This is a genomic window from Eggerthia catenaformis OT 569 = DSM 20559 (assembly GCF_000340375.1).
Taxonomy (GTDB): Bacteria; Bacillota_I; Bacilli_A; order Erysipelotrichales; family Coprobacillaceae; genus Eggerthia; species Eggerthia catenaformis.
In genome coordinates this window covers 357154-382886 of sequence record NZ_KB446648.1, presented here as the reverse complement: position 1 = coordinate 382886, position 25733 = coordinate 357154, and the positions used below count along the sequence as shown (strand labels likewise).

Sequence of the window (25733 nt, the reverse complement as noted above, 5' to 3'; positions counted from 1 at the left end):
ACGTAAGTTGAGTTTTTCTGCTTCTAAATACAATTTTTTGAAATAGATTGATCTTATTTGTTTTTCGTATAATTATTCAATTGATTTAAAAGCATATTACTCATATTGAAATTGTAAAAATATTATTAGGAATTTTTCAATTTTTATCTCCATTTTTATATCTTGATAAATTAAACAATAACATAGATTCTCTCCCTCCCTTTTTATTTTATGTAAGCGTTTTACTGATTAAAGTATAAGTATTGCCATATCTCATGTCAATAATTCAAAAAAAAAAAAAAAAAACACCCTAGGTGTTTCAATATTACTGGCAGGGGCTGCAGGAATCGAACCCGCATCAACGGTTTTGGAGACCGATGTTCTACCATTGGACCAAGCCCCTAAATCGCTTTATTATATTATCATAAGAATCTTATAAAAGCAATAGATTAAATAAGAGAATAATGCTAAACTAATACTAATGAGGGATGAATATGTTATTTGGAAAAAAGAGTATTATAAAAGAAAAAGAAATTAATCAGGCTTATAAAGAATTCCTTAATAATGAAGATATTATACTATTATGTGTGGATGAAGCAAAAGATTTTGATATTATGCATTTAAAAGAGGCACAGTGTTTTCCTTTAAGAAGAATATCTAATGAATCTCATCTATTACCAAAAGATGCTGTTTATTATGTCTATGCCTTTAGAGAAGGGATTGCTTATCAAGGAACTAAAAAACTCATTAATAAAGGATTTAAAGCTTATAACTTAGGCAGTCAGGTTCATTTTAAAGGATACTTTGAAGGTCTTGCCGCTCCTAAAAATAGAAAGCTGAAAAGAAAGAAAAACAATTATGAATAGTAAATTGCTATGTTTTGATGTTGACGGTACATTAAGAGATAATACTGTTCATAAGATATCTATGAGTACTTTAAATTCTATTAAACATTTAAAAGCACTGGGACATAAAATGATTATTAGTACAGGCAGAGGCTATGACTCATTAAAGAATACTCAGATATTTGATATTTTAGAATGGGATGGATATGTTTTAAATAATGGACAGCTTATCTTAAATCAAGATCAATGCGTTATCAAGGAATATCATATGAATCCTCAAAGCGTTATGAAAACAATTGCTACTGCTAATCAGCTAGATATGCCTGTAGTCTTAAAAATGAAAAAAAGATTAATTACCAGAAAACCAAATAAGTATGTTTATCAGACACAGAAATATTTTGATAATGTTATTCCTGAAGTGAGAGATTATAATGGCAAAGATAATGTTTATGCCATGATCTTATATTCTTATCCGGGAGATCAATATGAAGCATTTAGAGATATTAAAGGTATTCACGTAGATCCCGGTAAATCCGCTTATGCTGATGTCAGTATTGAAGGTCTTTCTAAAGCGACCGGTAATCTTTTATTAGCCGATTTGTTTGGTTATAATAATTATATAGCCTTTGGTGATAGTCAAAATGATTTGGAAATGTTTAAATATGCTTCTTTATCTATATGTATGGGAGATGGAGATCCTGCCGCCAAAGAAAAAGCTGATTATATTACTGATACTTTAGCTAATGACGGCATTTATAATGCCTGTGTATATTTTAACTGGTTTATAGGAGATGAAAACAATGACTAAAAAAGAAGCTTTTTTGACAGGTCAAGAACTGGATGTTTATCCTGATAGTGAAATGGCTGATGAACAAACTCATAATTTTGATGACTTATGGCAGTCTATATATGATATTGTTCAATTAGGAACATATGGCATTGTAGAAGAAGATGCTGATGAACTCAATAAAGCTATTCAATGGCTTAAAGATACTCAGTCTATAACTGATCAGTATCAGACATTATCTTTAGATTTTGAGGTAAAATCATGAGATTCATTGATATGCATTGTGATACCCTTTATGCTTTAGAAAAGCATAGAGACTATCAATTAAGATCTAATAATCTTCATATTGACTTATTGAAAATGAAAGAAAGTCATTATCTTTTACAAAACTTTGCGATTTTTACAGATATTGCCTCTGATAAAGATCCTGAATTTCATGTATTAAGATGTATTGATATTTTTTATCAGGAAATGGAAAAGAATAAAGATCTTATTGCTCCTATTACTTCCTATGCACAGATTATAGAAAATAATATGCATAATGTTATGAGTGCTATGCTGACATTAGAAGAAGGTGCTGTCATCAATCATGATCTTGCTTTATTACGTAATTATTATCGCTTAGGCGTAAGAATGATTGCTTTAAGTTGGAATCACGAAAATGGCATTACCCATCCTAATTTTAAAAATAAAACAGGCTATCATACTTTTAATAATGAAGGTCTAACTGATTTTGGTAAAGAGTATATAAAAGAAATGAATCGTCTGGGAATAATTGTTGATGTTTCACATATGAGTGATGGATGTTTTTATGATGTTGCCGATATTATAAAAGGTCCTTTTGTAGCCAGCCATTCTAATGTTCGTTCTTTATGTGATCATGCTCGTAACTTAACTGATGATATGATTAAAGTGATAGCTGATCATAATGGTGTGATTGGTATTAACTTTGCTGATGGCTTCTTAGCTGAGAATGCTTCTCAATCCTTAATTGATGATATGATCAGACATATTCTTTATATTAGAGATTTAGTCGGTATTGATTACATTGGACTGGGCAGTGACTTTGATGGCATTTCATGCCCTTTGGAGATTAAAAATGCTTCTTATATGCCTTTGCTTTACCAAAGACTTAAAGAATATCTCAGTTATGAAGATATTCAAAAAATACTTTATAAGAATGTTTTAAGAGTCTATCAGGAAGTTCTTAAATAAACCATTTAACAGTCACAATGAGTTTAAAAGACCTTTAAGAGGTCTTTTTTATGACCATCAGTCATTTTGATAAAACTTTAGCAAAACAATGTAAAACGATTGACACTCAGCGAAATACTCATGTATACTTTTATTATAAGTAAAACAATTAAATAAAAGGAGGTACTTTATGAAAGGCTATGCAATGCTAAAAATTGGCGAATCTGGATGGATTGAAAAGGAGAGACCTGCCTGCGGTCCATTAGATGCAATCTGTAAGCCCCTTGCGATTGCAATATGTACATCAGATGTACATACTCTTTGGGAAGGTGCTATTGGTGAACGTCATAATATGATTTTAGGACATGAAGGATGTGCTGAAGTTGTAGAGGTTGGAGAATGTGTTAAAGATTTTAAACCGGGTGATAGAGTTTTGGTCCCTGCTATTACTCCTGACTGGAACTCATTAGAAGCTCAAGCCGGATATTCTATGCACTCAGGCGGTATGCTTGCCGGATGGAAATTCTCAAACTTTAAGGATGGTGTATTCTCTGAATTTTTCCATGTCAATGATGCTGATGGAAACTTAGCATTATTACCGAATAATATTAATGTTGTTGATGCATGTATGCTATCAGACATGGTTCCTACCGGTTTCCATGGTGTTGAACTGGCTGATGTTCAGTTTGGTGATACAGTATTGGTAATTGGTATTGGTCCGGTAGGATTAATGTCAGTTGCCGGTGCAAACTTAAGAGGTGCGGCTAGAATTATTGCGGTTGGATCAAGACCGGTCTGTGTGGAAGCTGCTAAAAAATATGGTGCTACTGATTTTATAAACTATAAGAACGGTCCAATTGAAGATCAAGTTATGGCTATGACAAATGGCAGAGGCGTAGATAAGATTATTATTGCCGGCGGTACTGTTGAAACATTTGATACAGCTGTAAAAGTTTTAAAACCGGGTGGTAAGATTGGCAATGTCAACTATTTAGGCAGTGGTGATGTTATCAATATTCCAAGAGTTGAATGGGGTGTTGGTATGGGTCACAAACAGATTAATGGCGGATTAATGCCAGGCGGAAGATTAAGAATGGAGAAATTAAGTGCTTTAGTATCAAGCGGAAAGCTTGATTTAGCCCCTCTTTCAACTCATGTCTTTGAAGGATGGGAACATATTGAAGAAGCTCTCTTCTTAATGAGAGATAAACCAGCTGAGCTAATTAAACCGGTTGTAAAATTTGCTGATTAAAATAAAGGCAGATTAGTTAAGCTAATCTGCTTTTTTAGGAGCTGATTATGAAAATATTGGTTGTTTCAGGATTTCTGGGAGTTGGAAAAACAACATTTATCAAAGAAATGATCAGGAGATCCAAAAAGAAATTTGTAGTCTTAGAAAATGAATATGGAGAAGTAAATCTGGATAGCCAGCAGTTAAGAACTGTCTCAGAAATGAGCATTTTTGAAATGACTGAAGGATGTGTTTGCTGCAGTATGAAAGATAGCTTTGTTAATTCTATTCTAGCTATTTCAGGATCTTTAGATCCTGACTATCTGATTGTTGAACCGACAGGTATTGGTAAACTAAGTAATATTATAGAAAATATTAAGAAAGTAGAATATGAAAAAATTAAGTTTGTAGGCAGTATTGCTTTAATTTCTCCACAAACACTATTAAGATTAGAAAAAGATTATCAGGATATCTATTTAGATCAAATGAAAAACGCATCACATATTGTTTTTTCTAAATGTGAACATGAAGATTCAGCTTTTTTTGATCAGGCAAGTGAACAAATTCATACCTATAATCCGGATATTTCTATTTATAAAGGACATTACAAGAATTTAAATGATCAGTGGTGGGATGATTTATGGCTATCACATGATGTCAAGATCATTAAAGACAATTCAGAGAATATATCTTTAGATACTTTAACACTTTATCATCCTAAAATGACTCATATTGGTGAATTTGTCTTTTTCTTAGAAGAAATGCTGAGAGGAAAATATGGAAAGATTATTAGAGCTAAAGGGTTGGTTCAATGTCAGGATATTATTTTAAGATTTGATCTTGCTGATAAACAGTATGCAATCATTGAGTCTAATATACAGGATAATATTCAGTCTGTCTTTATAGGCAGTTATTTAAACAAGATTGCCCTTTCTACAAAGCTAAAAGCTTCATTAAATTCTTCTCCTGTAAAAAAACTAATTAGAAAGTAAAACCATTTCAATAAGAAATGGTTTTTTACATAAACAAAAAGGATTGGAAATCCAATCCTTTAGTTATTATTTCTTTTTAGCTGTTCTGGCATCTCTTTCTTTTGCAAATTCCGGATAAAGATCTGCATATGGAGTCTCATAATCATAAATACGAGTCATAATGTCTTCCATATCTTTAACCATAGGCATTCTAGGGTTAGCCGGAGTACACTGGTCTTCATAAGCATTCATAGCCATTCTATGTACTGATTCCATCCATGCATCTTTATCAATACCCTGAGATTTAACATTAGTCGCACCGCCGATTTTTACCCATAGCTGTTCTACTGCTGTTGCAAACATTTCTACACCTTCAGCATCAGTTTTTGGCTTTAATCCAATTAATTCTGCTAATTCTCTGTACTTCTTATCAGCTTTATAATTTTCAATCTTTGGCCATACATTTAATTTAGTAGGTACTGTCCCATTATATCTAATAACATGAGATAATAAGATACCATTTGTTCTACCATGGGGAATATGCCATTCTCCGCCAATCTTATGAGCCATTGAATGGTTTACACCGAGGAATGCATTACCAAACGCCATACCGGCTATAGCAGCTGCATTATGCATTTTAATTCTGGCATCGGGATCAGCAGTTAATACTGATTTCTCTAAGTTTTCAAAAACCAGCTTAACAGCTTGTTTAGCCCAGCCATCAGTAAAGTCACTAGCTAAGATAGAAACGTATGCTTCCATCGCATGAGTCAGTACATCAATACCGGTATCAGCAGTAATCGTAGCAGGTACAGTTAAAGTAAATTCAGGATCCACAATAGCTACTGTTGGTGTTAATGAATAATCTGTTAATGCATATTTAACATTATTTCTTGTATCAGTAATGATTGCGAATGGTGTTACTTCTGCTCCGGTACCTGATGTAGTTGGAATCGCAATCAGATTAGCTTTCTTTCCTAATTCAGGGAACTTAATCGCTCTTTTTCTAATATCCATGAATTTCTGTTTGATATCATCAAAGTTTACTTCCGGATGTTCATACATCAGCCACATAACTTTAGCAGCATCCATAGCTGAACCGCCGCCTAAAGCAATAATAGTATCAGGCTGGAATCTTCTCATCAGGTCAACTCCTGCATTTACAACTTCTAATGTCGGATCTGACTGTACATCAAAGAATAACTCAATGTCTACTTTATTTCTTCGTCTTCTAATAACATCCTCAATCTTAGCAACGTATCCAAGGTTATACATACCTCTATCAGTAATAATCATAGCCTTTTCCATTCTTCTCATATCTCTTAGATATTTGATTGAATTACGTTCAAAATAGATTTTTGGTGGAAGTTTAACCCATTGCATATTATTGTTACGTCTCCCTATTCTCTTAATATTTAATAAATCAGCTGTACTTACATTGTTAGATACTGAATTGTGTCCATAGCTTCCACATCCAAGTGTAAGTGAAGGAAGGAAAGCATTATATACTGAACCAATTCCGCCAAATGTAGAAGGTGCATTCTCAATTATACGAATAGCTTTTACTCTCTTACCAAATTCAACACTAATACTATGATCCTGTGTATGAATAGCAGCTGAATGCCCTAATCCATTAAATTCTACAGAAGCAGCAGCTAAATTAATACCATCTTCAGTATTCTCAGCTTTCTGCATTGCTAGTATTGGAGATAACTTTTCTCTTGTCAGCGGTTCATTTACGCCAATCTCTTTTGTTTCAACAACAATACACTGAATATCATCAGGAACAGTAAATCCTGCCTGTGCAGCAATCCATACAGCTGATTTACCGGCAACTGCACCATTTAAACGAGCATTTTCTACACCTTCTTTATATGCTTCTACACCAAACATATATTTTTCAAGCATCGCTTTTTCCTGTGCATTTGCAAAGTAAACATGATATTTACCTAGTTCTTTTTTAAATTCTTTATAGACTTCTTTATCTACAATAACATTCTGTTCTGATGCACAGATCATTCCATTATCAAATGTCTTTGATAAATAAACATCATTTGCTGCCATAGCCAGCTTTGCTGTCTTTTCTACATAAGCAGGTACATTACCGGCACCTACACCTAAAGCAGGCTTACCACATGAATAAGCAGCCTTTACCATGGCATTTCCGCCGGTAGCTAAAATAGTAGCAATACCGGGATTATTCATTAATGAGCTGGTAGCGTACATTAATAAATTATTTCCTTTAGGACTGGTTCCTTCAGTATTCTGTAAGCTCATAGGAAGCCACTGTATGCAATCTTCAGGAGCTCCTGCAGCAACAGCTGCATCTCTCATAACTTTTGCAGCAGCAATTGAACAATCATGTGCTCCTGGATGGAATGAAAAAATAATAGGATTTCTTGTCTTCATTGCAATCAATGATTTAAAGATTGCTGTTGAAGTTGGATTTGTTACCGGAACAATACCACATACTACACCAACCGGTTCAGCAATTTCAGTAACACCGGTTAATGAATCTTCATTAATAATACCTACAGTTTTTGTATGACGCATATTGTTTGTTACATATTCACAGGCAAATAAATTTTTGACTGCTTTATCTTCAAATACGCCTCTGCCGGTCTCATTAACTGCAAGTTCTGCCAGACTGCCATGATGATCTAATCCGGCAACAGACATTTTGGCAACAATATAGTCAACCTGCTCCTGAGTAAATCCTTCAAATTTATCAAGAGCTACTAAAGCCTTCTTCACCAGTTCATCGACAGTTGCATCGATTTGTTCCTCAGTAGACCATTCTTTTACTAATTTTTTTTCTTTAGCCATTTTCTTTCCTCCGTTAGTCAAAAAAGATTTTTTCTTTTTATCTGAGATTAATATACATGACCTTTTGTGAAAAATCAATCAAGTATATAAAAAACTATTGATGTAAGCGTTTATAAATTTTTAAATATTGTTAATAATATACAATTAATATATATACTATTCAGTTCGTAATGCAGTAACAGGATCTTTTTTAGCTGCTATTCTGCTTGGTACAAAGCCGGCTATTAAAGTTAGAATCACACTGATTATAATCAGAATGATACTGTATCTTATAGGCAGCACCATAACATTAGGAACATTTTGCGTCCTTTCCACCCATTGACTAATAGGAACAGAAATGAGCAAGGTTGCAATAATCCCAAACAATCCTGCTAATAATCCTTCAATAAACGTTTCAGCATTAAATATCTTGCTGATATCTTTCTTAGATGCTCCCATTGCTCTTAGAATACCTATTTCTTTAGTACGTTCTAAGACCGATATATAAGTAATAATAGAAATCATAATACTGCTTACTATCAAAGAAATAGATACAAAAGCAATGAGAACTAATGAAATTGTATCAATAATAGAAGTAATAGAATCAGTAACCGTTCCAATAATATCAGTATAAGTAACTTTATCAGTGTCTTTACTAGCCTGATTATTATATTTCTTAATAAATGCTTCTACATTCTCCTTAGCAACAAAACTGATAGAATAAAAAGAAATACCTGAAGGTTTGTCTATTGTATAATAACCCAGCTTATCCATCACTTCATCATAATTAGCTGGTGTAGAGGATGACATCTGAGCCAGCATAACTTTCAGCTGATCATTCGATAAATCAAGATTCATCGATGATTTTATCTTATTCATATATTCTTTCTGATATGTCTTCATATAATTCTCTAGATATTTTTTCATCTGACTATTCAGGTTTTTTGAATTCATATATTTTTTTGCATATTCATTCATATACTGATCAATCTGCTGTTGTGACAGCTGAGATTTCATTTGCTTATTAATATACTTCTTTAATTCTTCCTGCTGCTGTCGGGTAAGATTCTCAAAATTAAAGTTTTTAGATGATGTCTGTTGCTTAATATAGCTCTGAATATAACTGTCTAATCTTTTCTGTAAAGCATCTCTGGTTTGCTTAGGAAGTCTATTTAAATAATCACTAATCTGCTGATCAGATATCTGACTAAAATCAGACGGAAGCTTCTCTACTGCTTTATTAATCTGAGATTGAATATCGGCGGCAGTTGAAGATGAAACAAATAAAGCAATATACTCTCTTGATTCTGTAACTTTTTCCTGTCTTATCTGATTTGTAGTTAAAAACTGGTATTTATTATCTTTATGATAAATCCATCCTACAAAAGTATAACTTATACTATTCTGAGATGTTCTTTGCGGATTATCAGTAGGAATATTAGTAATCTCAGCATTTTCACTATAGTTTGTACTCTGACTTAATAATGTTCCATCATAATTCTTAAAAACAATCTGATATGTCTTTGGTGCCTCTTCTTGCCTTAAAGATAGATAAGGTGTATAAGAAAGACTCATCAATCTTCCGGATTGTATGCTTGTTCCATTAATATTGACAAAAGGATTTGTTTTTGTCTTTGCTTTTTCATTAAAATTTTTACCTGTTAAAATATTGATTTTTGTATTCGACAGTTGTGCTCTAACAACAGAACTTTGCTCTGTCCTATCTAATAAATACCGAGTTAATGAATAGTCATACCCTACACCGCTTTTAATAGATGATTTATCATTAGATTGTAAAATAGCCGTAATCTTTACTTCTGCTCCATCTTTTAAATGCTTCTTTAAGTAATCTTTATTATCACTTTGATCTACATAAGCCTGACCGCTTTTAACATATAAATCACTAGGTGCAAAGACTCTATAAGACTTTCCTATTGCTTCACTATAATCAAATGATTTTACTACATCTTTAACTTTCTTATTATTTTTAATTTTTTCTATCATATCATTCATTGCATGATAATCCATTAATCCTAAAGTATAAAGACTATAATCTGATATCTCATTATTTTTGTTAATAATTAAAGCTGCTTCATTATACTTGGAAGGCCATTTTCCTTTTAATAATTTATACTGCTGATCTCTTAATTTCTTATTAGAAACCAACTGCGTCCATGAAGCGGAAATACTATTTGCTGAGAACATAGAACTGATTGAAGACATTCTCTGACTATTATTGTTAGATAGTAAAGAAGCCGGACTTGTCTTAACCACCCCTTCTTTACTATCTAAGCGATAAACCTGTGGGTTAATTGCATATTTATATTCAATAGATATAACATCCTTATCTAAATCTGATTGATGTTGATCTAAATATGTTTTAAATTTTTTCAAATCATTTGTCTTAATCATTTCCTGAGTTGTCTTAACTGAATCAGAAACAATATTATTAGAATAAATCCTGGCATCTGTATGCCGGGTATTATTTTTCTTTTCTGATCTGCTCATCATTGATTGTAAATCTATTGCTTGCTTCTCTAATTCAAGAGGATAACTGCCCAGCATATCCGTTTCCTGTTTTGCGATATACTGATTAACTCCACTACTTAAAGCAAGAATAGCAGCTATCCCAATAATACCAATAGAACCGGCAAATGAAGTTAATGCCGTTCTTCCTTTTTTAGTCATTAAATTATTAAGTGATAAGCCTAAAGCTGTTGTAAACTTCAGCTTAGTATATTTCATCTTATCTTTACCAAGTACTTCATGACTCTCTTTAAAAGGATTACTATCATGAACAATATGACCATCTTTTACATTGACAATTCGTGTAGCATACTTTTTTGCTAATTCAGGATTATGAGTTACCATAATAACCAGTTTTTCACCGGCTGCTTTTTTTAATAAATCCATCACCTGAATACTGGTATTGGAATCCAATGCTCCTGTTGGTTCATCAGCAAGAATAATATCCGGATTATTAATCAATGCTCTGGCAATCGCTACTCTTTGCATCTGTCCGCCGGAAAGTTGATTAGGTCTTTTATGAATATGATCCTTTAGTCCCACTTTTTCTAAAACTTCTATCGCTCTCTTTTTTCTTTCTGATTTGGAAATACCTGATAATGTAAGTGCCAATTCTACATTTGCAAGCACACTCTGATGCGGAATAAGATTATAAGATTGAAAAATAAATCCGATACGTCTATTACGATAGGCATCCCAGTCTTTATCTTTATACTTCTCTGTACTGATATTATTAATGATCAAATCTCCGCTGTCATATCTATCAAGACCACCGATAATATTTAATAATGTTGTTTTTCCCGAACCTGATGGTCCTAAAATGGCTGCAAATTCATTTTCTCTAAAACTGACACTGATATTATCTAATGCCTTTTGTATGTAATTATCTGTCTTATATGTCTTCGTAATATTTTTAATCTCAAGCATAACTATCCCCCCGTTTCTAGCTATCCTATCACAACTTTATATAAAAAAAACTTATTTACTTACTATATAAAGAATTTATATGTACTTTATATGAATAATTCCTAGTTTTATATTTCTATAGACATACTATTAATCATATTTCTTTTGAAACAAATGCCTTAAGCATAGAGATCCAAAAAGGAACTAAGAATGAATTACATTATCAAGGTCCTAAAAATAAGATTTTGAAATATACAATAAATAATCAGACTCTTATCATAAATGTAGCAAAGGTTATACATTATTTAATTTTAGAAGATCAGGAAAAGTAAACTGTAAAGCATCTATTCTTAAAAAACAGATATCAATATAAATACCGGCAGTATCTATATTAATTCTTCTCATTTAAGTTTTCTAAATATAAACAATAATGCCGAAAGTATTGATATTCATTCAGTCAAAAATTAGATGACTATTATTTTGATTTAAAAGTCAATGATCAAAAATATACTAAATCTTATATGAAAACATCCGGAAATTATTCTATTGAGGCAGCCATTAATGTCGGTAACTTAAAAATCAGATATTAAAAAGAATCCTTAGATAAGGATTCTTACTATATAGTCTGTCTTAAATAATCAAGAATATATTCCATACATTCTATTTTTTCTTTACCATGGAAGCCATGTCCGGCATCTTTAATAGTTTTTAGTTTAGCATGATCATAAACTTTAATAGCCCGTTCACTATAACTGATTGGTACAATACGATCTTTTGTACCATGAATAATTAGAACATCTCTTGTATATCTTCCTATTTCATCATAAATATCAAATGATAAAGCATCTTGAATATAAATGCTTCCTACAGTAATTCCAAAGACATCATAGGTATCTTCTATCTGATTATAATCAGGTGTTCTTCTTCTGGCATCATGCTGTAACACAAAAGCAGGATAAAGCAAAATAAGACCTTTGATAAGATCCGGAAGTCTTCCTGCAACATAGCTTGCAACAAAACCTCCCTGAGAAGCTCCCATCAGATAGATTGAATCCTGATCTATATCAGATCTTTGCTTCATTGTTTCAATAACCTTCATTAAATCTTCAGCTTCTGTTAGCACAGACATATTAAGCATACTTCCTTCACTCTTAATATCAATACCTCCACCAATAAAATCAAAGATAAAAGCTCCATATCCATTATTTACTAATGTCATTGCATAATCTCTATTTAAATCCATATTACCGCCAAAGCCATGACATAATATAACTAAAGGATATTGTTCTATACCTTTAGGTGAATAAAGTTCACCGGTCATATGCAATTGATCTCTTTTAATAATAATTTGTTCCATTTTGTCACCTCATCTTTATTATATGTTAAGATATCTAAGAATTAAAGAGGGAATAGTATATTTGTCCACATAAAAAGGACTCAAATGAGTCCTTAAGATTAATCTAATGCAGATACCATAGCAAGATAAGAATCTTCTACAAGTGAAGCTCCACCTACTAAAGCTCCATCAATATCCGGCTGTTCCAATAAAGCTTTTAAGCCTTCCGGTTTAACTGATCCGCCATACTGAATTCTTACTTTATCAGCAGTTTCTTTATCATAGCATTCAGCTATAACAGTTCTAATATAGCCACATACGTCCTGTGCAATTTCATTAGTTGCGGTTTTGCCGGTTCCAATTGCCCAGATTGGTTCATAAGCAATGACTGTCTTTTCAACATCTTCTTTCTTGACATCATTATAAGCAGCTACAACTTGTTTCTTTACTACATCTTTTGTTTCATTAGCTTCATATTGTTCTAATGATTCACCAACACAGACAATAGGATGAATATTGTTGTTTAAAGCCTGAAGCATTTTTAAGTTTACTGTTTCATCAGTTTCACCAAAATACTGTCTTCTTTCAGAATGACCTAAGATTGTCCATTCAACGCCAATTTCTTTTAACATTTCAGCAGATACAGCACCGGTATAAGCACCACTATCTTTAAAATGCATATCTTCAGCAGCTACAATCAGATTCTTAGCAGCCTTAGCAGCCTGTAAATCTAAATATGGAACTGCAATACCCCAGTCAGCATGATTTGTATTGACTTTTACATCTACCGCTTCAACAAATGCTTTTGTCTGAGCAATAGTCTTATTCATTTTCCAGTTTCCTACAACAATTGGTTTTCTAGTCATCTTCTTATCTCCTTTATTATTTATCATCTACAGCATCAATACCAGGCAATACCTTGCCTTCCATATATTCAAGTGAAGCTCCTCCACCTGTAGAAATATGAGATACCTTATCAGCATAACCTAACTGTTTAACAGCAGCGGCAGAATCTCCTCCACCAATAATAGTATTAGCATCTTCCAATTCAGCCAATGCTTTACATACTTCAATTGTACCCTTAGCAAATGTAGGCATTTCAAATACACCCATAGGTCCATTCCAGATAACTGTCTTAGCACCTACTAATGCTTTTTTAATATTCTCTACTGATTTAGGACCAATATCTAATCCCATATATCCATCAGGAATATTGCCTTCAACAACTTTGATATCTCCTTCTTCAGCAAATTGAGTATTTACAACAGTATCAACAGGAAGTACTAATTTATCTCCGCCTTTTTCAATATAAGTCTTTGCTAAATCAATCTTATCCTCTTCAAGCAAAGAAGTTCCGATTGTACGTCCCTGTGCAGCAGCAAAAGTATATGCCATACCGCCGCCAATAATAATCTTATCAGCAATACCTAAAAGATTTTCAATAACACCAATCTTAGAAGATACTTTAGAACCACCTAAAATAGCTACTAAAGGTCGATCAGGATTAGAAACAGCTTTTCCAATATAAGCAATTTCTTTTTCTAATAAGAATCCTGCAACAGCAGGCTTTAAATAAGATGGAATACCTACTGTTGATGCATGTGCTCTATGAACAGAACCAAATGCATCTTCTACAAATACATCACCAAGCGATGCCCAATATTTACCTAATTCAGGATCATTCTTAGTTTCACCAGGTTCATAACGTGTATTCTGAACTAAAATAACCTGTCCATTACTAGCATTCTTAATAGCATCTTCTAATTCAGCTCCACGAGTTGTATTGACAAACTTAACATCTTTTCCTAATAATTCAGCTAATCTGGGAGCAACAACTGCCATGTTATTTTTAGCTTTATCTTCCTCGGTCTTTATCTTTCCTAAATGTGAGAATAATACAACTGCTTTAGGATTATGTTCTAATAAATAATTAATAGTTGGTAAAGCAGCAACAATTCTGTTATCATCAGTAATTGTTTTTCCTTCATCTTTCATTGGTACATTGAAGTCCACACGTACCAATACAGTCTTGCCATTAACATCAATGTCTCTAATCGTTTTTTTATCCATTATTTCTTTCCTCCATATCCAAATTATAACACTTGATTATAGCCTTTTCAATTGATTTTCCCTGTTCATAATTTTTATAAATACTTGTTAAATAAAAACCGGCAAAGCCGGTTTAACGTTTAATAGAAGAAGCCATTCTGTGATAAGTCCATCTTCTTCCTCTAATAGCAACAGATAAAGCCATAATATTCTCCGGAATCGCTACACCATTCCATCCGGCATCTCCAATATGCTGAATATCTGCTCCACATCTCTTATTAACAATCGCAATTTCTCTTATTGTTTCTTTATCTGCACCTTCCTGTGATGTTCCAATAGCCGTTAATGCAAGAGCATTATGAGCATGAATATATTCACAGGCTTTGGTAAGCGTTTCCTCTGATAACCCGGGTACCGTATTAACTGCAGGCATTAAAATAACATGTGCTCCGGCATCAATAAATGCTTTAATGACTTTTAAATCAATAATCGGTTCATTAACACCTGCACCATGCATTTTACCGGCAATAATAAGACCTTTAAAATATTTCTTTGCTTCTTTAATAGCATTTATAATAGCACTATTTGAAACTCCTGTTCCCGGATTCCCTGTTAAGCAAATGAAATTAAAACCTAATTCTTCTGCTTTTTTATAAGTATGTTCAATAGCTTGTCTTCCTGTAGGAATCTCTAAGCGTGTTTCAAGCATCTGAGCCTGTAAATCAACAGGTTCCAAATTACATCCCACAGGTCTTCCTGTATACTCCTGCAATTTAGCAACCGGATTATCACATTCTTCAATACCTCCAATAAAAGGATGATCACAGTCAAATATATTCAGCAAGATCATATCACTGCCAAAAGCAGAAGCTAATTCTCCATTTGTAATATCACTTAACAATGGTTCTCTTGCAACAACTGTTTCCGTTAAAACAGTCCGTCCTTCACTGGCTAAAATAGCCTGTTTTAACATTTCTCCATTCATTCTCATCATGTCACTAGAATAACAATTTAATAATCTCTTCATATACTGCTCCTTATATAGAATTTCTTTCTTTTATCTTACTTATCTATTTCTTCAAATACAATATTTTTTCATAAAATGAAAAAAGGTGAATTGCTTCACCTTCCACAAAGACTATATCTATTTGTAAATGTGTGGGAATAGGATAAATAATATATTACAATAGATATTTATCAAATATAGATTTTTTAATTGTAAACTGAGGATTACCCATATAATAAGGAGCAACCTCACCTTTATCAAAACAAATCACAATATTACCCTCATTATCAAAATAAAAGCTCTGATTCTTTTTTATATGCTCAAAATTTTCAGCAATATTATCATCTAACCAATAAATCTTATTGGTGTCCTTTTTCATAGCTTCTTCCATTTGTTTAATGATATTTTCACTAAATATCTTCTTATAATCATATGACTTATCAAATAGATAAGATAATTTAATATTTTTTCCTGTCCTTTTATCAATATGATAATAACGATGTCTATTAAAAGAATCAGCATATGTCTCATAAATAGAGACTTGTAAAGTAAACCATTTTTCACTATTTGTAATAACTTTATAGTCTAATCTTAAACGAGCTATATGATTATTTCCATAATCTTTTTTAAATTCAGATATTGCCTGACCGGTCCATTGATCTACACTTTTATTCATATATGTGACAGCCTTTTCTGATTTCTTATTTCCTTTTATAATCGGTTTCTTTTGTTCTATATTCTTTTCTTTGTGATGTATTGAGGTTACCTCAAATAATGGCCCAATAATTGGAAGATCTTGCAAGGCATAAGATAATTGCGGAGAAACATTGGGCAGAATAATAAATGCAGCAGCAAGAAATACAAATGCATACTTTAAATAGGCATGATGCCTTTTCCGAGGAAAATATTCTTTGAATAAAGCTTCTGTATTTTTATTCATAGAAGGAGCACTCGCTTTAAGCATACTTGTAATTTTTCGATCGTCAGCGCTCATAACAATCTCCTTTCTCCATATATTTTTTTAAGAACATTCGTGCCCGAGACATTCTTTTTTTGACATTATCTGATGATATGCCAAGGGTGGATGCAATATCCTTAATGCTTAGTCCTTCATAATAATATAAAATAATAACACTACGATAGATTTCATCAAGAGAGTTTACATAATCCCAAATTGTCATTTTCATTTCGTTACTTAATCCCTTTGACTCTTCGGTGATTGTTTCTTCGTCAAGACTGTATTCTCTCTTTTTAACAATCTTATAGCATTCATTCTTAAGTATTCTTAAAATCCACGGTTTAAATTTATCTTTGAATCTTAAATCATCAAGATGCTCATAAGCTATCATGAGGGTATTCTGAATAGCATCTTGAACATCACTTTCATTCTTAAGAATAGACATAGCAAGAACAAACATTGTATCTTTAATGTGATCGAGCTGCTTACAGAACCATCTCTCTTTGAGCATAAGCAGCCCTCCTTTCTAATGGCCATAAAACAAGTTTCCTTGTTTCATTAATAAGAGATTTGAATTATCTAATAAGTGACAAAAAAAGACGAAAAATCGTCTTATCTTTGTTTTGCCAGATCTAACAGTCTATCAATCAAATCCGATGTATCCACTCCGGCATCTTTTAGAAGCATAGGATACATAGAAATATCAGTAAAACCGGGCATTGTATTGATTTCATTCAAATAAATATCACCTGTCACATTATCTAAGAAGAAATCACAGCGAGCAAGTCCATGCCCATCAATCGCATGAAAAGCTTTCTTAGCATTTTCTCTAATATATTCAGCCTGTTCATCAGTGATTCCAGCCGGAATACATGTTGATGACTGCTTATCTTCATATTTAGATTCAAAGGTATAAAATTCACCATGAGGCATAATCTGACCTACTCTTGAAACCAAAAGATCATCATTTCCTAATACTCCTACTTCCAGCTCAGTTGCCTGAATAGCTTTTTCAATAAGAATCTTAGAATCATAATAAGAAGCTTCTTTTAAGCGAGGAAGAATATCTTCCTCTTTAGTAACTTTATAACACCCTACAGAAGATCCTGATCGACTGGCTTTAATAAAGACAGGTAATCCCAGTGTTTCTTTAACCTCACTCACAATATCTTCTGTCTGTGTTTGATCATCTCTAATGATTACAACTTTTCCATCATATCTTTTATAAGCAAATAATGAAGGCGTGGTAGGAATATTAGCTAAAGTAAAAACTTTCTTTGCTAAAACCTTATCCATAGCTAAAGCACTATCTGCTACGCGACAGCCCGTATAAGGTCTATCAGCCATTTCTAATAGTCCCTGAATTGTACCATCTTCACCATATAAGCCATGCAGACATGGAAACACAACATCAAATGATTTCAGATATTCAAAAACATTAGTAATTAACTGACTTTCATCAAGCCAGCAATCCTCGGCATAATCTTTAATCTGATCATTAATCTGATACCATATACCTTCTTTTGTAATTCCGGCCATTTTTACTTCATAACTATCTTTGATATGTTTTCTAATATTAGATGCAGACATTCTTGAAATAATATGTTCACTGGATTGTCCGCCACATATAAGTAATACTTTCATTATATATTCTCCTCTAAACTCTTAACCACTTCTTTTAGATACATTCCATTAGAACCTTTAATTAATACGACATCATTAGGATGAATAATATTCTTTAAATAATCAATAAGTTTTTTATTATTCGCAAAATGATAGGCTTTTTTCCCTGCCTTAATCACTTCATCATAAATATAATAAGCTCCCTTTCCAACTGTTAACGTAATATCAATATTCTGATCAGATAAATAAGTTCCTACTTCTCTATGAAGTCTTTCTTCATAATCCCCAAGCTCAAGCATATCTCCTAATACTGCAATCTTTCTATCTTTATGTTGGGATAATACATCAATAGAAGCTTTCATAGAATCTACATTAGCATTATAAGTTCCATCATAAATACGAACATGCTGAGCTGTTTCAATCATATCAGCTCTATTCTTAGTTAATTCAAAACAGGCTACACCTCTAATACAGTCTTTTATATCAATAGACAAAGCCAATCCTGTTTGAATAGAAATTAAAGCATTATAAACAAAATGTTTTCCCGGAACATTTACTGTTACCTGATATGGTTGATTATGATAATCAATCATAAAAGTGCTTCTTGTTTCTTCTAAACAAATATCATACGCATTTAATGATGCCGGATTATCAATTCCTATTGTTTCTAAAAGAAAATGATCTTCCTTAATTGTCTGTAATAAATCATTATCACCATTCACAATCAATAAACCATTCTCATTTAATCCATGAGTAATTTCCATTTTAGCTTCTAAGATCTTTTCTCTTGATCCTACTTCTCCAATATGTGCAGTTCCAACATTTGTAATAACTGCAATATCAGGCAAAGCAATATGAGTCAGATAATCAATTTCTTTTAAATGATTCATTCCCATCTCTATAACCATCACTTCTTCATCCTGATATCTTAATATTGTCTGAGGAAGACCAATATCATTATTATAGTTGCCAATAGTCTTTAAAGCTTTATATCTAGTAGAAACAACACTATAAATCATATCTTTAGTACTTGTTTTTCCAACACTTCCGGTAATTCCAATAACTTTTGCATGAGAATTTATGCGTACCCACCGAGCCATATCTCCTAAAGCTTGATGAGTATCTTTTACTAGAATAATATTATGCGTATCATCACTCATTGGCAAAGATGTAATAATAGATGAAGCACCTTTTTCAAATGCCTGATTAATAAACTGATGTCCATCAAATACTTCACCAATAATAGGTATATACATATCTCCTTGTTTGATTGTTCTAGTATCATGACTGAAACTATTGACTTCATCATTTAAGTTTCCACAAAGCAATGTTCCGCCGGTAGCTTCAACGATTTCTGATATTTTCATATTAACCTCTTATTCTTTATATACTTGAGTATATTGCTTACTTTTAGCATCTACAATAGTCCATCTTTTATTATCTTTAAACAGAATCTGATTATTAATAAGATATATATTATAGTCACTGGAAGACATCGAAATTAATTTATGAATAAGAACTGTTGCTTTTGTATTTATATCATACTGATAAAGAGAGCCATTACCTGATACATAATAAATATACTGATCATTCATAACAAAAGAATAAGCTGACCGAATAAGCGTTAAAGTCCGCTGAGTCTGTTTATCATATACTATTAATTCCCCGCTCTTATTAAGATAATATATTTTATTATCTTTATATATTAATGAAATTGCACTCTCTTTTACTAATAATGTATCTTTCTTATCTGTTAAATGATAGCTATAAACAGCATCAGAAGTTAGGTAATAAATCATCTGATCATGAATATTCATAGCATAAACATGTCTGTTTACAAGTATTTCACTCTTTTTAGTATTTATATCATAAACAGCTAAGGATTCATTCTGTGAATCATTCTGATAATAAATCTTATCGTTGACAGGATGAATATAAAAACATTTATCAGCAACTAAAATCTGTTTATTTGATCCATCCTTATTCATTGAACATAACTGATTAGAAGAATTTGTATAATAAAGAGTTTCTCCGGATAAATAAATATAAGACACCCTTTCATCAGCTAATACTTTCTTATTAGCAAAATGATTATCCAGACGAACTAAATAACCATTATTATCCGTCATATAAATATTCTTTCCATCCGAATCAATAAGTCCGTCATTATTATTATTAGAATATTTTTCAATTTCTTTTAATTCTGATGCACTGAATTTTGAAAGATCTCCTTTTTTAGAAGACACTCCATCTGTCTGATTAAGCTTAACCGGTCCGGAATGCATCAGATAATAACGTGACCCTAATGTAGCAGCAATCAAAATAGTACAAGCAATAATTACTTTTTTCCATTTAACACGCTCACGGGGAGGTACATAAGAATTATTCTGATAATCATTAAAAGCATTATCTACATAATTACCGGAATAAGTATTCTGATGAGAAGGATTCTGTATTTTTGTAAAAGCATCATCAAAATGAACATTATTTTCAAATGTTCTAGACTCCTGATTTACAGTTTCTTTAGGCTGATTATGAACAGTCTGAGTATTTATAACTGTATGTTCCTGATTCATTGATGAAAGCTGCCTATTATAAGCATCTTCAGGATATCCGTAAGGATTCAGACTTGGTTCTACCCTCTTCTCAATAAAATTCATAGACCGACCGCAATAAACACAAAAGTTTGATCCGCCGATATTTACTCTTCCACAGGAAACACATTTTTTTAAAGCTGTACCGCAATGTGTACAGAATCTAGCATCATCAATAACATGATTGCCACATTTTGGACATATCATTATTTATCTTCCTCCTCTTCTTTTACTGTATAATCAACATCAATAATATCTGAATCATCCTGTGAATAATTATGATCCGTGCTATTATAATCATCAGAATCATGATTATAATCATTTTTATTTATAAATAAACGATAAACAGCTAAAGCTCCTAAGATAATTAAAATAACCGGAAGAAAATAAATAAATACTCTTAATATGATTAAAATAATTAGAAATACAATAATAAAAAATATAATACCTTCCATAACGGTTCTCTCCTATTTAAAAAGTTCTTTTACTTCTACATTCAATCCATTCGCAAATTTCTCTATTGATCTCAAAGAAACATTTCTTCGTCCTCTTTCAACATCAGATACATAATTTTTTGATAACTGGCAGCGAAACGCAAGTTCTTCCTGAGAAATATGTTCAAGCATTCTCAATTCTTTTACTTTTAAGCCAAATTTCTGTTCTATTGTTAAAGTATCCATAATTTACTCCATTTTCCTGAGTCTATCCGCTTCTTCTTTAATTTTCTTAAAACGATGATGCAGACCGCTTTTACTAATAGACTGTCCTGTCTTTAACATATAAATTTCAGTTAATTCATTAAGTGATAACTCAGGATTCTCTAACCTTATTTTTGCTGCTTCCTGAGTCTTTGAATCCAGAATTTCCAGCCCTGCTTTTTCAACCACATAAGCAATATCTTCAATCTGCTTTTCAGCAGCACTCATAGCTTTCATCTCATTCGCAATATCACAGTTATTCCATCTATTGACAGTATTAGCCATTGAACGATCTATTCTCGTCATTTCAAAATCTAATACTGATTGGGCAGCTCCTATAGCTCTTAGAAAATCACCTATTTTCTCTGCTGATTTCAAATAGACAACATATTTATTTCTTCTCTTAATGATTTTAGCATTCAGATCATACTCATTTGTAAGCTCTTGTATAAAACGAGCATGTGTAGAACTTAGAACACTCATTTCTAAATGATAATTGCTTGTATCGGGATTATTGACACTTCCCCCCGCAAGAAAGATACCTGCCAGATAAGCTCTTTTGGTCATAGTATCTTTTAACAAAGTATCTGAAGGAATCTTAGAAACTCCTAATCCATCCATTAACTGTAAATCATCTAATATTTCTTTTGCCTTAGAAACTTTTAAAATATAGATATTATTTTTATGCAGTTTCATTTTTCTTGAAACCATAAATTCCAACTGAGGATTATAAAGTTCTTTTAACAGTTTATGTGTCTTAGAAGCTATCTTAGCATTTTCACTGCGAATAGTCAGACTCATTCCATTACCTATATGCAATGTTCCGGTCACTTTAATAAGTGCAGATAATAAAGCTTTACTGCAAGAACGATCAAAATCATTAAATACAATTTCCTCTTTAACTTTACGAGAAAATGATAACATAAGCTTTCTCCTTAATGATCAGCATCTCGATGATATTTATAACATTGATAATAAGATGAATAATGCTGATAAAAATAATTTGTCAGAGTTACAGAGCGATGCTGTCCTCCCGTACAGCCAATTGCTACTGTAACCTGCATCTTACCCTCTTTTTCATATTCTTTCAATAGATAATCATAAAAAGGCGTAGCCTTTTTAATAAATATACGGGTCTCTTCCTTATCCATAACATAATCATAAACAGCCTGATCATTCCCTGTCAGTGATCTTAGTGATTCATTATAAAAAGGATTTGGTAAAAAACGTACATCTAAAACAAGATCAGCATCTTTAGGTATTCCATGTTTATAGCCAAATGAAACAAAGGTAACTCTAAATATTTCTTTAGGCAGTCTATTGAATTTAGATTCTAATAAATCCTGTAAGGATTTATTTTTTAGAAGTGTCGTATCTATAACCAGATTTGTACTTGATTTTAAATATTCAAATTTTTTTCTTTCCAACTGAATAGCTTCCGTAAGAGTAGAAGCTTTCCCATTAATAATAAGAGGATGAGAACGTCTGGTTTGTTTATATCTTTTAACAATTTCACTGTCTTCACAGTCTAGGAATACAATATTCAGATTGATTCCATCAGCATTTGATAAAACTCTAATAGCTTTCATTGCATCATCTAATCTAACTGCCATAGCTACTTTAATAAAAGGAGATTCTTCTTTTAAATAGTCTGTAAATGCCTCTAATAAAGCTACCGGATAATTATCCATACAATAATATTCTAAGTTTTCAAATACAGCCATAGCCTGTGTTTTCCCGGCACCGCTCATTCCTGATACTAATACTAATTCTATATCATCCATACTCTCACCTCTCAACCACTATACGTGTACATTGTACTATATGTGCTATCATATCGCAATCACAGGAAAATGCAAATAAAAATAGTTCAAATAAAATAAAATGAACTATTTTCTTGCTAAAATATCTTTAATTGTATTTAAAAATTTATTCATTTGTTCATCAGTACCGATAGTAACTCTTAAATAATTATCAATACGAGGACTATTAAAGTATCTTACAACTATTCCTTCCTTTCTTAATTCATCAAATAGATATGATGCTGAAAGAGTATTGTGACTGATAAATAGAAAATTAGAATAGCTATGAGGCATAGAAAAGCCTAATTCTTTTAATTGACCTGATACCCTTTCTCTTGTATTAATAATTTTTAAAGCATTCTTTTTGATAGAATCACTGTCACGTACACTGGCATAGCCAATAGCCTGTGCTAAACGATCGACAGGATAGGAATTAAAAGAATTTTTGATATCATATAAATAGCTGATTATTTCTTTATTGCCATAAGCCGCTCCTAAACGAATACCTGCCAGACTTCTAAATTTTGAAAATGTTCTAATAATAAGCAAATTATCATACTGTGATAATAAAGGAAGACAGCTTTCTCCGCCAAAATCTATATAGGCTTCATCCACTACAACAATACTTTCTTTATTATGTACTAAAATATCTTCAATATCTTCAAGAGACATAATAGCTCCTGTAGGTGCATTAGGATTCGGAAAAATAATACCTCCATTACTTCTATAATAGTCTTCTTTATTAATAGTAAAGTCTTCTTTTAATGGTATCTGCTGATAATTAATATTATAAAGCTTACAATAAACCGGATAAAAAGAATACGTAATATCAGGAAATAATAAATCCTGATCACCATTAAAGCAAGTTAAAAAAGTAAGTGCTAAAACTTCATCACTTCCATTACCAATAAAGACCTGATCATCCTCTAAACCATGGTATAAAGCAAGTGCATGTTTTAAACAGGATGCATCCGGATCCGGATAAAGCTTTAATGATTCACTATCAAAATCTTTAATAGCCTGTTTTACTTTTTCTCCCGGACCATAAGGATTCTCATTTGTATTTAACTTAATAAGATTCTGTATTTTAGGCTGTTCTCCTGCCGTATACGGATCAGTCTTTCTTAAATTCTTCTGCCAGCTCATATTTTTCCCCCTCTAATAATTCTTCTATTAACTCATAAACATAATGATATTTATACTCTGCATCTATAGAGGCATGATAAAATGTACATCCCTTATCAACAGCTTTTATCATAGGCAGATCATTATAAGAATTACCTATGCCGATCGTCTGATCTGCCTTTAATAATGTCATTAATTCTTCAATACCGCTCTTTTTTGAACAATCTCTAGGAACAATATCGATAAATAAATCATTCTGATGTATTGTAACTGTATTCTGATATTGATTGCAGTAATTCATTAAATCATCAATATGATTTCTTGCATAAATACAAATAATTGAGAATCCTTCAGATTGTCTATATTCATTTTGAAATGAGCTATCTATCAGATAAGGCTTATCAGTAATCTTATAAGTATGATGATCCTTATAACAAAACATACCTCTTGCATCACCAAAAAATAAATCAGAAGTTTTCATCATCAGATCATCAAGTATCTTTATTCCTGTTTTTTGATCAATCAAATGATTAAAAAGAATCTCTTTCTTATCTCTTATCTGTCCGCCATTACTTAATATAAGATAATCATAAGGAATATATCCTAATAATGCCTCTGTTTCATGATAAGTTCTACCTGTACATAATACAACTTTATGTCCCTCTTTTTGAAATTTATGAAGGGCTTCTATATCTCTTATATTAATAGGATCCTGATTATTCACCAATGTTCCATCTAAATCAGTAAAAAGTATTTTCATTATATTAAATCTTAATCTCCATTCGCTAATCATTTATTTTCAAAATAATCATTCATAAAATTTTCAAATGACTTTTCAAATTCTTTTCTTTTTTGAATCTGCTTATCTCTATCCTTAATAAGATAATAATCCTCATTTAAATACTGATAGGTCTTCTTAATATGTCCCTTACTAATAATTTCTATACTGGGTGTCCATTTAATAGAAAAAGTTTTTCTTAAGTCTGTATAGAATTTTTTCTCTTCTTCTGATGCCTGCTTACTCATTGCCTTATCACGGTAAGCCTTAATATTTAAATAATACAATCCTGCATTCTGATGCTTTTTCAAATATTCCTGTAATAAAGGTTCAAACTGCTGACAGTCGCCACAGTCAGGTCTACCAATATAAAGCATAAATTCTTTATTTTCCTTCATTAATTGACTAAGTGTTTGATAATCCGTTTCTCTTAGTCCTTTAATCTCTTCTCGTTTCACTTTATGAGTGCAGCCGAATATCAGAAGCATAGTTATTAATAGGATAGTTATTTTTTTCATGA

At 31.9% G+C, this 25733-nt stretch carries 24 protein-coding genes and 1 tRNA gene; 6 read left to right on the top strand and 19 right to left on the bottom strand.

The window, feature by feature from the left end; all coding sequences use genetic code 11:
• Window positions 1-308: 308 nt before the first annotated feature.
• Window positions 309-382: transfer RNA gene (locus tag HMPREF9943_RS06660), tRNA-Trp, on the bottom strand.
• Window positions 383-473: 91 nt separating this feature from the next.
• Between HMPREF9943_RS06660 and HMPREF9943_RS06655 the strand changes: the two genes are divergently transcribed.
• The 6 genes from HMPREF9943_RS06655 (at window position 474) to HMPREF9943_RS06630 (ending at window position 5028) form a co-directional block, all read left to right on the top strand.
• Entirely contained in the window at window positions 474-845 is a 372-nt protein-coding gene (locus HMPREF9943_RS06655) for a rhodanese-like domain-containing protein (protein WP_004803282.1), read from the top strand.
• On the top strand, window positions 838-1632 hold the full coding sequence (locus HMPREF9943_RS06650; RefSeq protein WP_004803280.1) for an HAD-IIB family hydrolase: 795 nt from the start codon (window positions 838-840) through the stop codon (window positions 1630-1632). Before HMPREF9943_RS06655 ends, HMPREF9943_RS06650 begins: the two co-directional genes overlap by 8 nt.
• The gene (locus HMPREF9943_RS06645) at window positions 1625-1876 is read left to right on the top strand and encodes a hypothetical protein (RefSeq protein ID WP_004803278.1); all 252 of its coding nucleotides are present in this window, start codon (window positions 1625-1627) and stop codon (window positions 1874-1876) included. Before HMPREF9943_RS06650 ends, HMPREF9943_RS06645 begins: the two co-directional genes overlap by 8 nt.
• The gene (locus tag HMPREF9943_RS06640) at window positions 1873-2826 is read left to right on the top strand and encodes a dipeptidase (protein ID WP_004803276.1); all 954 of its coding nucleotides are present in this window, start codon (window positions 1873-1875) and stop codon (window positions 2824-2826) included. The genes HMPREF9943_RS06645 and HMPREF9943_RS06640 overlap by 4 nt, the downstream gene beginning before the upstream one ends.
• A gap of 169 nt (window positions 2827-2995) precedes the next feature.
• A complete protein-coding gene (locus HMPREF9943_RS06635; RefSeq protein WP_004803270.1) occupies window positions 2996-4057 on the top strand; it encodes an NAD(P)-dependent alcohol dehydrogenase in 1062 nt (353 codons plus the stop codon).
• A gap of 47 nt (window positions 4058-4104) precedes the next feature.
• Window positions 4105-5028, top strand: coding sequence for a GTP-binding protein (locus tag HMPREF9943_RS06630; RefSeq protein WP_004803269.1), 924 nt, complete (start codon window positions 4105-4107; stop codon window positions 5026-5028).
• Window positions 5029-5094: 66 nt separating this feature from the next.
• Here the strand turns inward: HMPREF9943_RS06630 and adhE are convergent, their stop codons facing one another.
• The 18 genes from adhE to HMPREF9943_RS06540 form a co-directional block, all read right to left on the bottom strand.
• Window positions 5095-7833: a bifunctional acetaldehyde-CoA/alcohol dehydrogenase gene (gene adhE, locus HMPREF9943_RS06625; protein WP_004803268.1), complete on the bottom strand. Its 2739-nt coding sequence runs from the start codon at window positions 7831-7833 to the stop codon at window positions 5095-5097.
• A gap of 156 nt (window positions 7834-7989) precedes the next feature.
• Window positions 7990-11265, bottom strand: a complete 3276-nt coding sequence (locus HMPREF9943_RS06620) for an ABC transporter ATP-binding protein/permease (protein WP_004803266.1) — start codon at window positions 11263-11265, stop codon at window positions 7990-7992.
• A 595-nt stretch (window positions 11266-11860) separates the two neighbouring features.
• Entirely contained in the window at window positions 11861-12601 is a 741-nt protein-coding gene (locus tag HMPREF9943_RS06615; RefSeq protein WP_004803264.1) for an alpha/beta hydrolase family protein, read from the bottom strand.
• Window positions 12602-12699: 98 nt separating this feature from the next.
• Window positions 12700-13446 (bottom strand): triose-phosphate isomerase, encoded by a 747-nt coding sequence (tpiA, locus tag HMPREF9943_RS06610; protein WP_004803261.1) that lies wholly within the window; start codon window positions 13444-13446, stop codon window positions 12700-12702.
• A gap of 16 nt (window positions 13447-13462) precedes the next feature.
• Window positions 13463-14650, bottom strand: a complete 1188-nt coding sequence (locus HMPREF9943_RS06605; protein WP_004803260.1) for a phosphoglycerate kinase — start codon at window positions 14648-14650, stop codon at window positions 13463-13465.
• 112 nt (window positions 14651-14762) lie between these two features.
• On the bottom strand, window positions 14763-15656 hold the full coding sequence (locus tag HMPREF9943_RS06600; RefSeq protein WP_004803257.1) for a DUF7916 family protein: 894 nt from the start codon (window positions 15654-15656) through the stop codon (window positions 14763-14765).
• Between the two features lie 154 nt (window positions 15657-15810).
• On the bottom strand, window positions 15811-16629 hold the full coding sequence (locus tag HMPREF9943_RS06595; protein ID WP_004803256.1) for an RsiV family protein: 819 nt from the start codon (window positions 16627-16629) through the stop codon (window positions 15811-15813).
• Complete coding sequence (locus tag HMPREF9943_RS06590; RefSeq protein WP_004803255.1) at window positions 16619-17104, bottom strand: RNA polymerase sigma factor; 486 nt, start codon at window positions 17102-17104, stop codon at window positions 16619-16621. Before HMPREF9943_RS06590 ends, HMPREF9943_RS06595 begins: the two co-directional genes overlap by 11 nt.
• 101 nt (window positions 17105-17205) lie before the next feature.
• Window positions 17206-18237: a D-alanine--D-alanine ligase family protein gene (locus HMPREF9943_RS06585; RefSeq protein WP_004803254.1), complete on the bottom strand. Its 1032-nt coding sequence runs from the start codon at window positions 18235-18237 to the stop codon at window positions 17206-17208.
• Window positions 18237-19583: a UDP-N-acetylmuramoyl-tripeptide--D-alanyl-D-alanine ligase gene (locus HMPREF9943_RS06580; RefSeq protein WP_004803253.1), complete on the bottom strand. Its 1347-nt coding sequence runs from the start codon at window positions 19581-19583 to the stop codon at window positions 18237-18239. Before HMPREF9943_RS06580 ends, HMPREF9943_RS06585 begins: the two co-directional genes overlap by 1 nt.
• Window positions 19584-19592: 9 nt before the next feature.
• Window positions 19593-21017: a DUF5050 domain-containing protein gene (locus HMPREF9943_RS06575; RefSeq protein ID WP_004803252.1), complete on the bottom strand. Its 1425-nt coding sequence runs from the start codon at window positions 21015-21017 to the stop codon at window positions 19593-19595.
• A complete protein-coding gene (locus HMPREF9943_RS06570) occupies window positions 21017-21265 on the bottom strand; it encodes a hypothetical protein (RefSeq protein ID WP_004803251.1) in 249 nt (82 codons plus the stop codon). The genes HMPREF9943_RS06575 and HMPREF9943_RS06570 overlap by 1 nt, the downstream gene beginning before the upstream one ends.
• A 12-nt stretch (window positions 21266-21277) precedes the next feature.
• Window positions 21278-21490 (bottom strand): helix-turn-helix domain-containing protein, encoded by a 213-nt coding sequence (locus HMPREF9943_RS06565; RefSeq protein WP_004803250.1) that lies wholly within the window; start codon window positions 21488-21490, stop codon window positions 21278-21280.
• A gap of 3 nt (window positions 21491-21493) precedes the next feature.
• Complete coding sequence (gene whiA / locus HMPREF9943_RS06560) at window positions 21494-22432, bottom strand: DNA-binding protein WhiA (protein ID WP_004803249.1); 939 nt, start codon at window positions 22430-22432, stop codon at window positions 21494-21496.
• Between the two features lie 11 nt (window positions 22433-22443).
• Window positions 22444-23292, bottom strand: a complete 849-nt coding sequence (gene rapZ, locus HMPREF9943_RS06555) for an RNase adapter RapZ (protein WP_004803248.1) — start codon at window positions 23290-23292, stop codon at window positions 22444-22446.
• A gap of 105 nt (window positions 23293-23397) precedes the next feature.
• Window positions 23398-24456: a histidinol-phosphate transaminase gene (gene hisC, locus HMPREF9943_RS06550; protein WP_004803247.1), complete on the bottom strand. Its 1059-nt coding sequence runs from the start codon at window positions 24454-24456 to the stop codon at window positions 23398-23400.
• Complete coding sequence (locus HMPREF9943_RS06545) at window positions 24425-25195, bottom strand: HAD family hydrolase (RefSeq protein ID WP_040402724.1); 771 nt, start codon at window positions 25193-25195, stop codon at window positions 24425-24427. The genes hisC and HMPREF9943_RS06545 overlap by 32 nt, the downstream gene beginning before the upstream one ends.
• Window positions 25196-25224: 29 nt before the next feature.
• Window positions 25225-25731, bottom strand: coding sequence for a DUF6568 family protein (locus HMPREF9943_RS06540; RefSeq protein ID WP_004803245.1), 507 nt, complete (start codon window positions 25729-25731; stop codon window positions 25225-25227).
• Window positions 25732-25733: the final 2 nt, after the last annotated feature.

Bases quoted from the DNA above. Each gene is read 5' to 3' on its own strand.
- HMPREF9943_RS06595 (WP_004803256.1), bottom strand. From the start codon at position 16,629: ATGAGCGCTGACGATCGAAAAATTACAAGTATGCTTAAAGCGAGTGCT.
- HMPREF9943_RS06605 (WP_004803260.1), bottom strand. From the start codon at position 14,650: ATGGATAAAAAAACGATTAGAGACATTGATGTTAATGGCAAGACTGTA.
- HMPREF9943_RS06600 (WP_004803257.1), bottom strand. From the start codon at position 15,656: ATGAAGAGATTATTAAATTGTTATTCTAGTGACATGATGAGAATGAAT.
- HMPREF9943_RS06565 (WP_004803250.1), bottom strand. From the start codon at position 21,490: ATGGATACTTTAACAATAGAACAGAAATTTGGCTTAAAAGTAAAAGAA.
- HMPREF9943_RS06590 (WP_004803255.1), bottom strand. From the start codon at position 17,104: ATGCTCAAAGAGAGATGGTTCTGTAAGCAGCTCGATCACATTAAAGAT.
- HMPREF9943_RS06615 (WP_004803264.1), bottom strand. From the start codon at position 12,601: ATGGAACAAATTATTATTAAAAGAGATCAATTGCATATGACCGGTGAA.
- HMPREF9943_RS06645 (WP_004803278.1), top strand. From the start codon at position 1,625: ATGACTAAAAAAGAAGCTTTTTTGACAGGTCAAGAACTGGATGTTTAT.
- adhE (WP_004803268.1), bottom strand. From the start codon at position 7,833: ATGGCTAAAGAAAAAAAATTAGTAAAAGAATGGTCTACTGAGGAACAA.
- HMPREF9943_RS06630 (WP_004803269.1), top strand. From the start codon at position 4,105: ATGAAAATATTGGTTGTTTCAGGATTTCTGGGAGTTGGAAAAACAACA.
- HMPREF9943_RS06585 (WP_004803254.1), bottom strand. From the start codon at position 18,237: ATGAAAGTATTACTTATATGTGGCGGACAATCCAGTGAACATATTATT.
- HMPREF9943_RS06640 (WP_004803276.1), top strand. From the start codon at position 1,873: ATGAGATTCATTGATATGCATTGTGATACCCTTTATGCTTTAGAAAAG.
- HMPREF9943_RS06580 (WP_004803253.1), bottom strand. From the start codon at position 19,583: ATGAAAATATCAGAAATCGTTGAAGCTACCGGCGGAACATTGCTTTGT.
- HMPREF9943_RS06650 (WP_004803280.1), top strand. From the start codon at position 838: ATGAATAGTAAATTGCTATGTTTTGATGTTGACGGTACATTAAGAGAT.
- HMPREF9943_RS06620 (WP_004803266.1), bottom strand. From the start codon at position 11,265: ATGCTTGAGATTAAAAATATTACGAAGACATATAAGACAGATAATTAC.
- whiA (WP_004803249.1), bottom strand. From the start codon at position 22,432: ATGTTATCATTTTCTCGTAAAGTTAAAGAGGAAATTGTATTTAATGAT.
- HMPREF9943_RS06575 (WP_004803252.1), bottom strand. From the start codon at position 21,017: ATGATATGTCCAAAATGTGGCAATCATGTTATTGATGATGCTAGATTC.
- HMPREF9943_RS06655 (WP_004803282.1), top strand. From the start codon at position 474: ATGTTATTTGGAAAAAAGAGTATTATAAAAGAAAAAGAAATTAATCAG.
- HMPREF9943_RS06635 (WP_004803270.1), top strand. From the start codon at position 2,996: ATGAAAGGCTATGCAATGCTAAAAATTGGCGAATCTGGATGGATTGAA.
- HMPREF9943_RS06545 (WP_040402724.1), bottom strand. From the start codon at position 25,195: ATGAAAATACTTTTTACTGATTTAGATGGAACATTGGTGAATAATCAG.
- hisC (WP_004803247.1), bottom strand. From the start codon at position 24,456: ATGAGCTGGCAGAAGAATTTAAGAAAGACTGATCCGTATACGGCAGGA.
- HMPREF9943_RS06570 (WP_004803251.1), bottom strand. From the start codon at position 21,265: ATGGAAGGTATTATATTTTTTATTATTGTATTTCTAATTATTTTAATC.
- HMPREF9943_RS06540 (WP_004803245.1), bottom strand. From the start codon at position 25,731: ATGAAAAAAATAACTATCCTATTAATAACTATGCTTCTGATATTCGGC.
- tpiA (WP_004803261.1), bottom strand. From the start codon at position 13,446: ATGACTAGAAAACCAATTGTTGTAGGAAACTGGAAAATGAATAAGACT.
- rapZ (WP_004803248.1), bottom strand. From the start codon at position 23,292: ATGGATGATATAGAATTAGTATTAGTATCAGGAATGAGCGGTGCCGGG.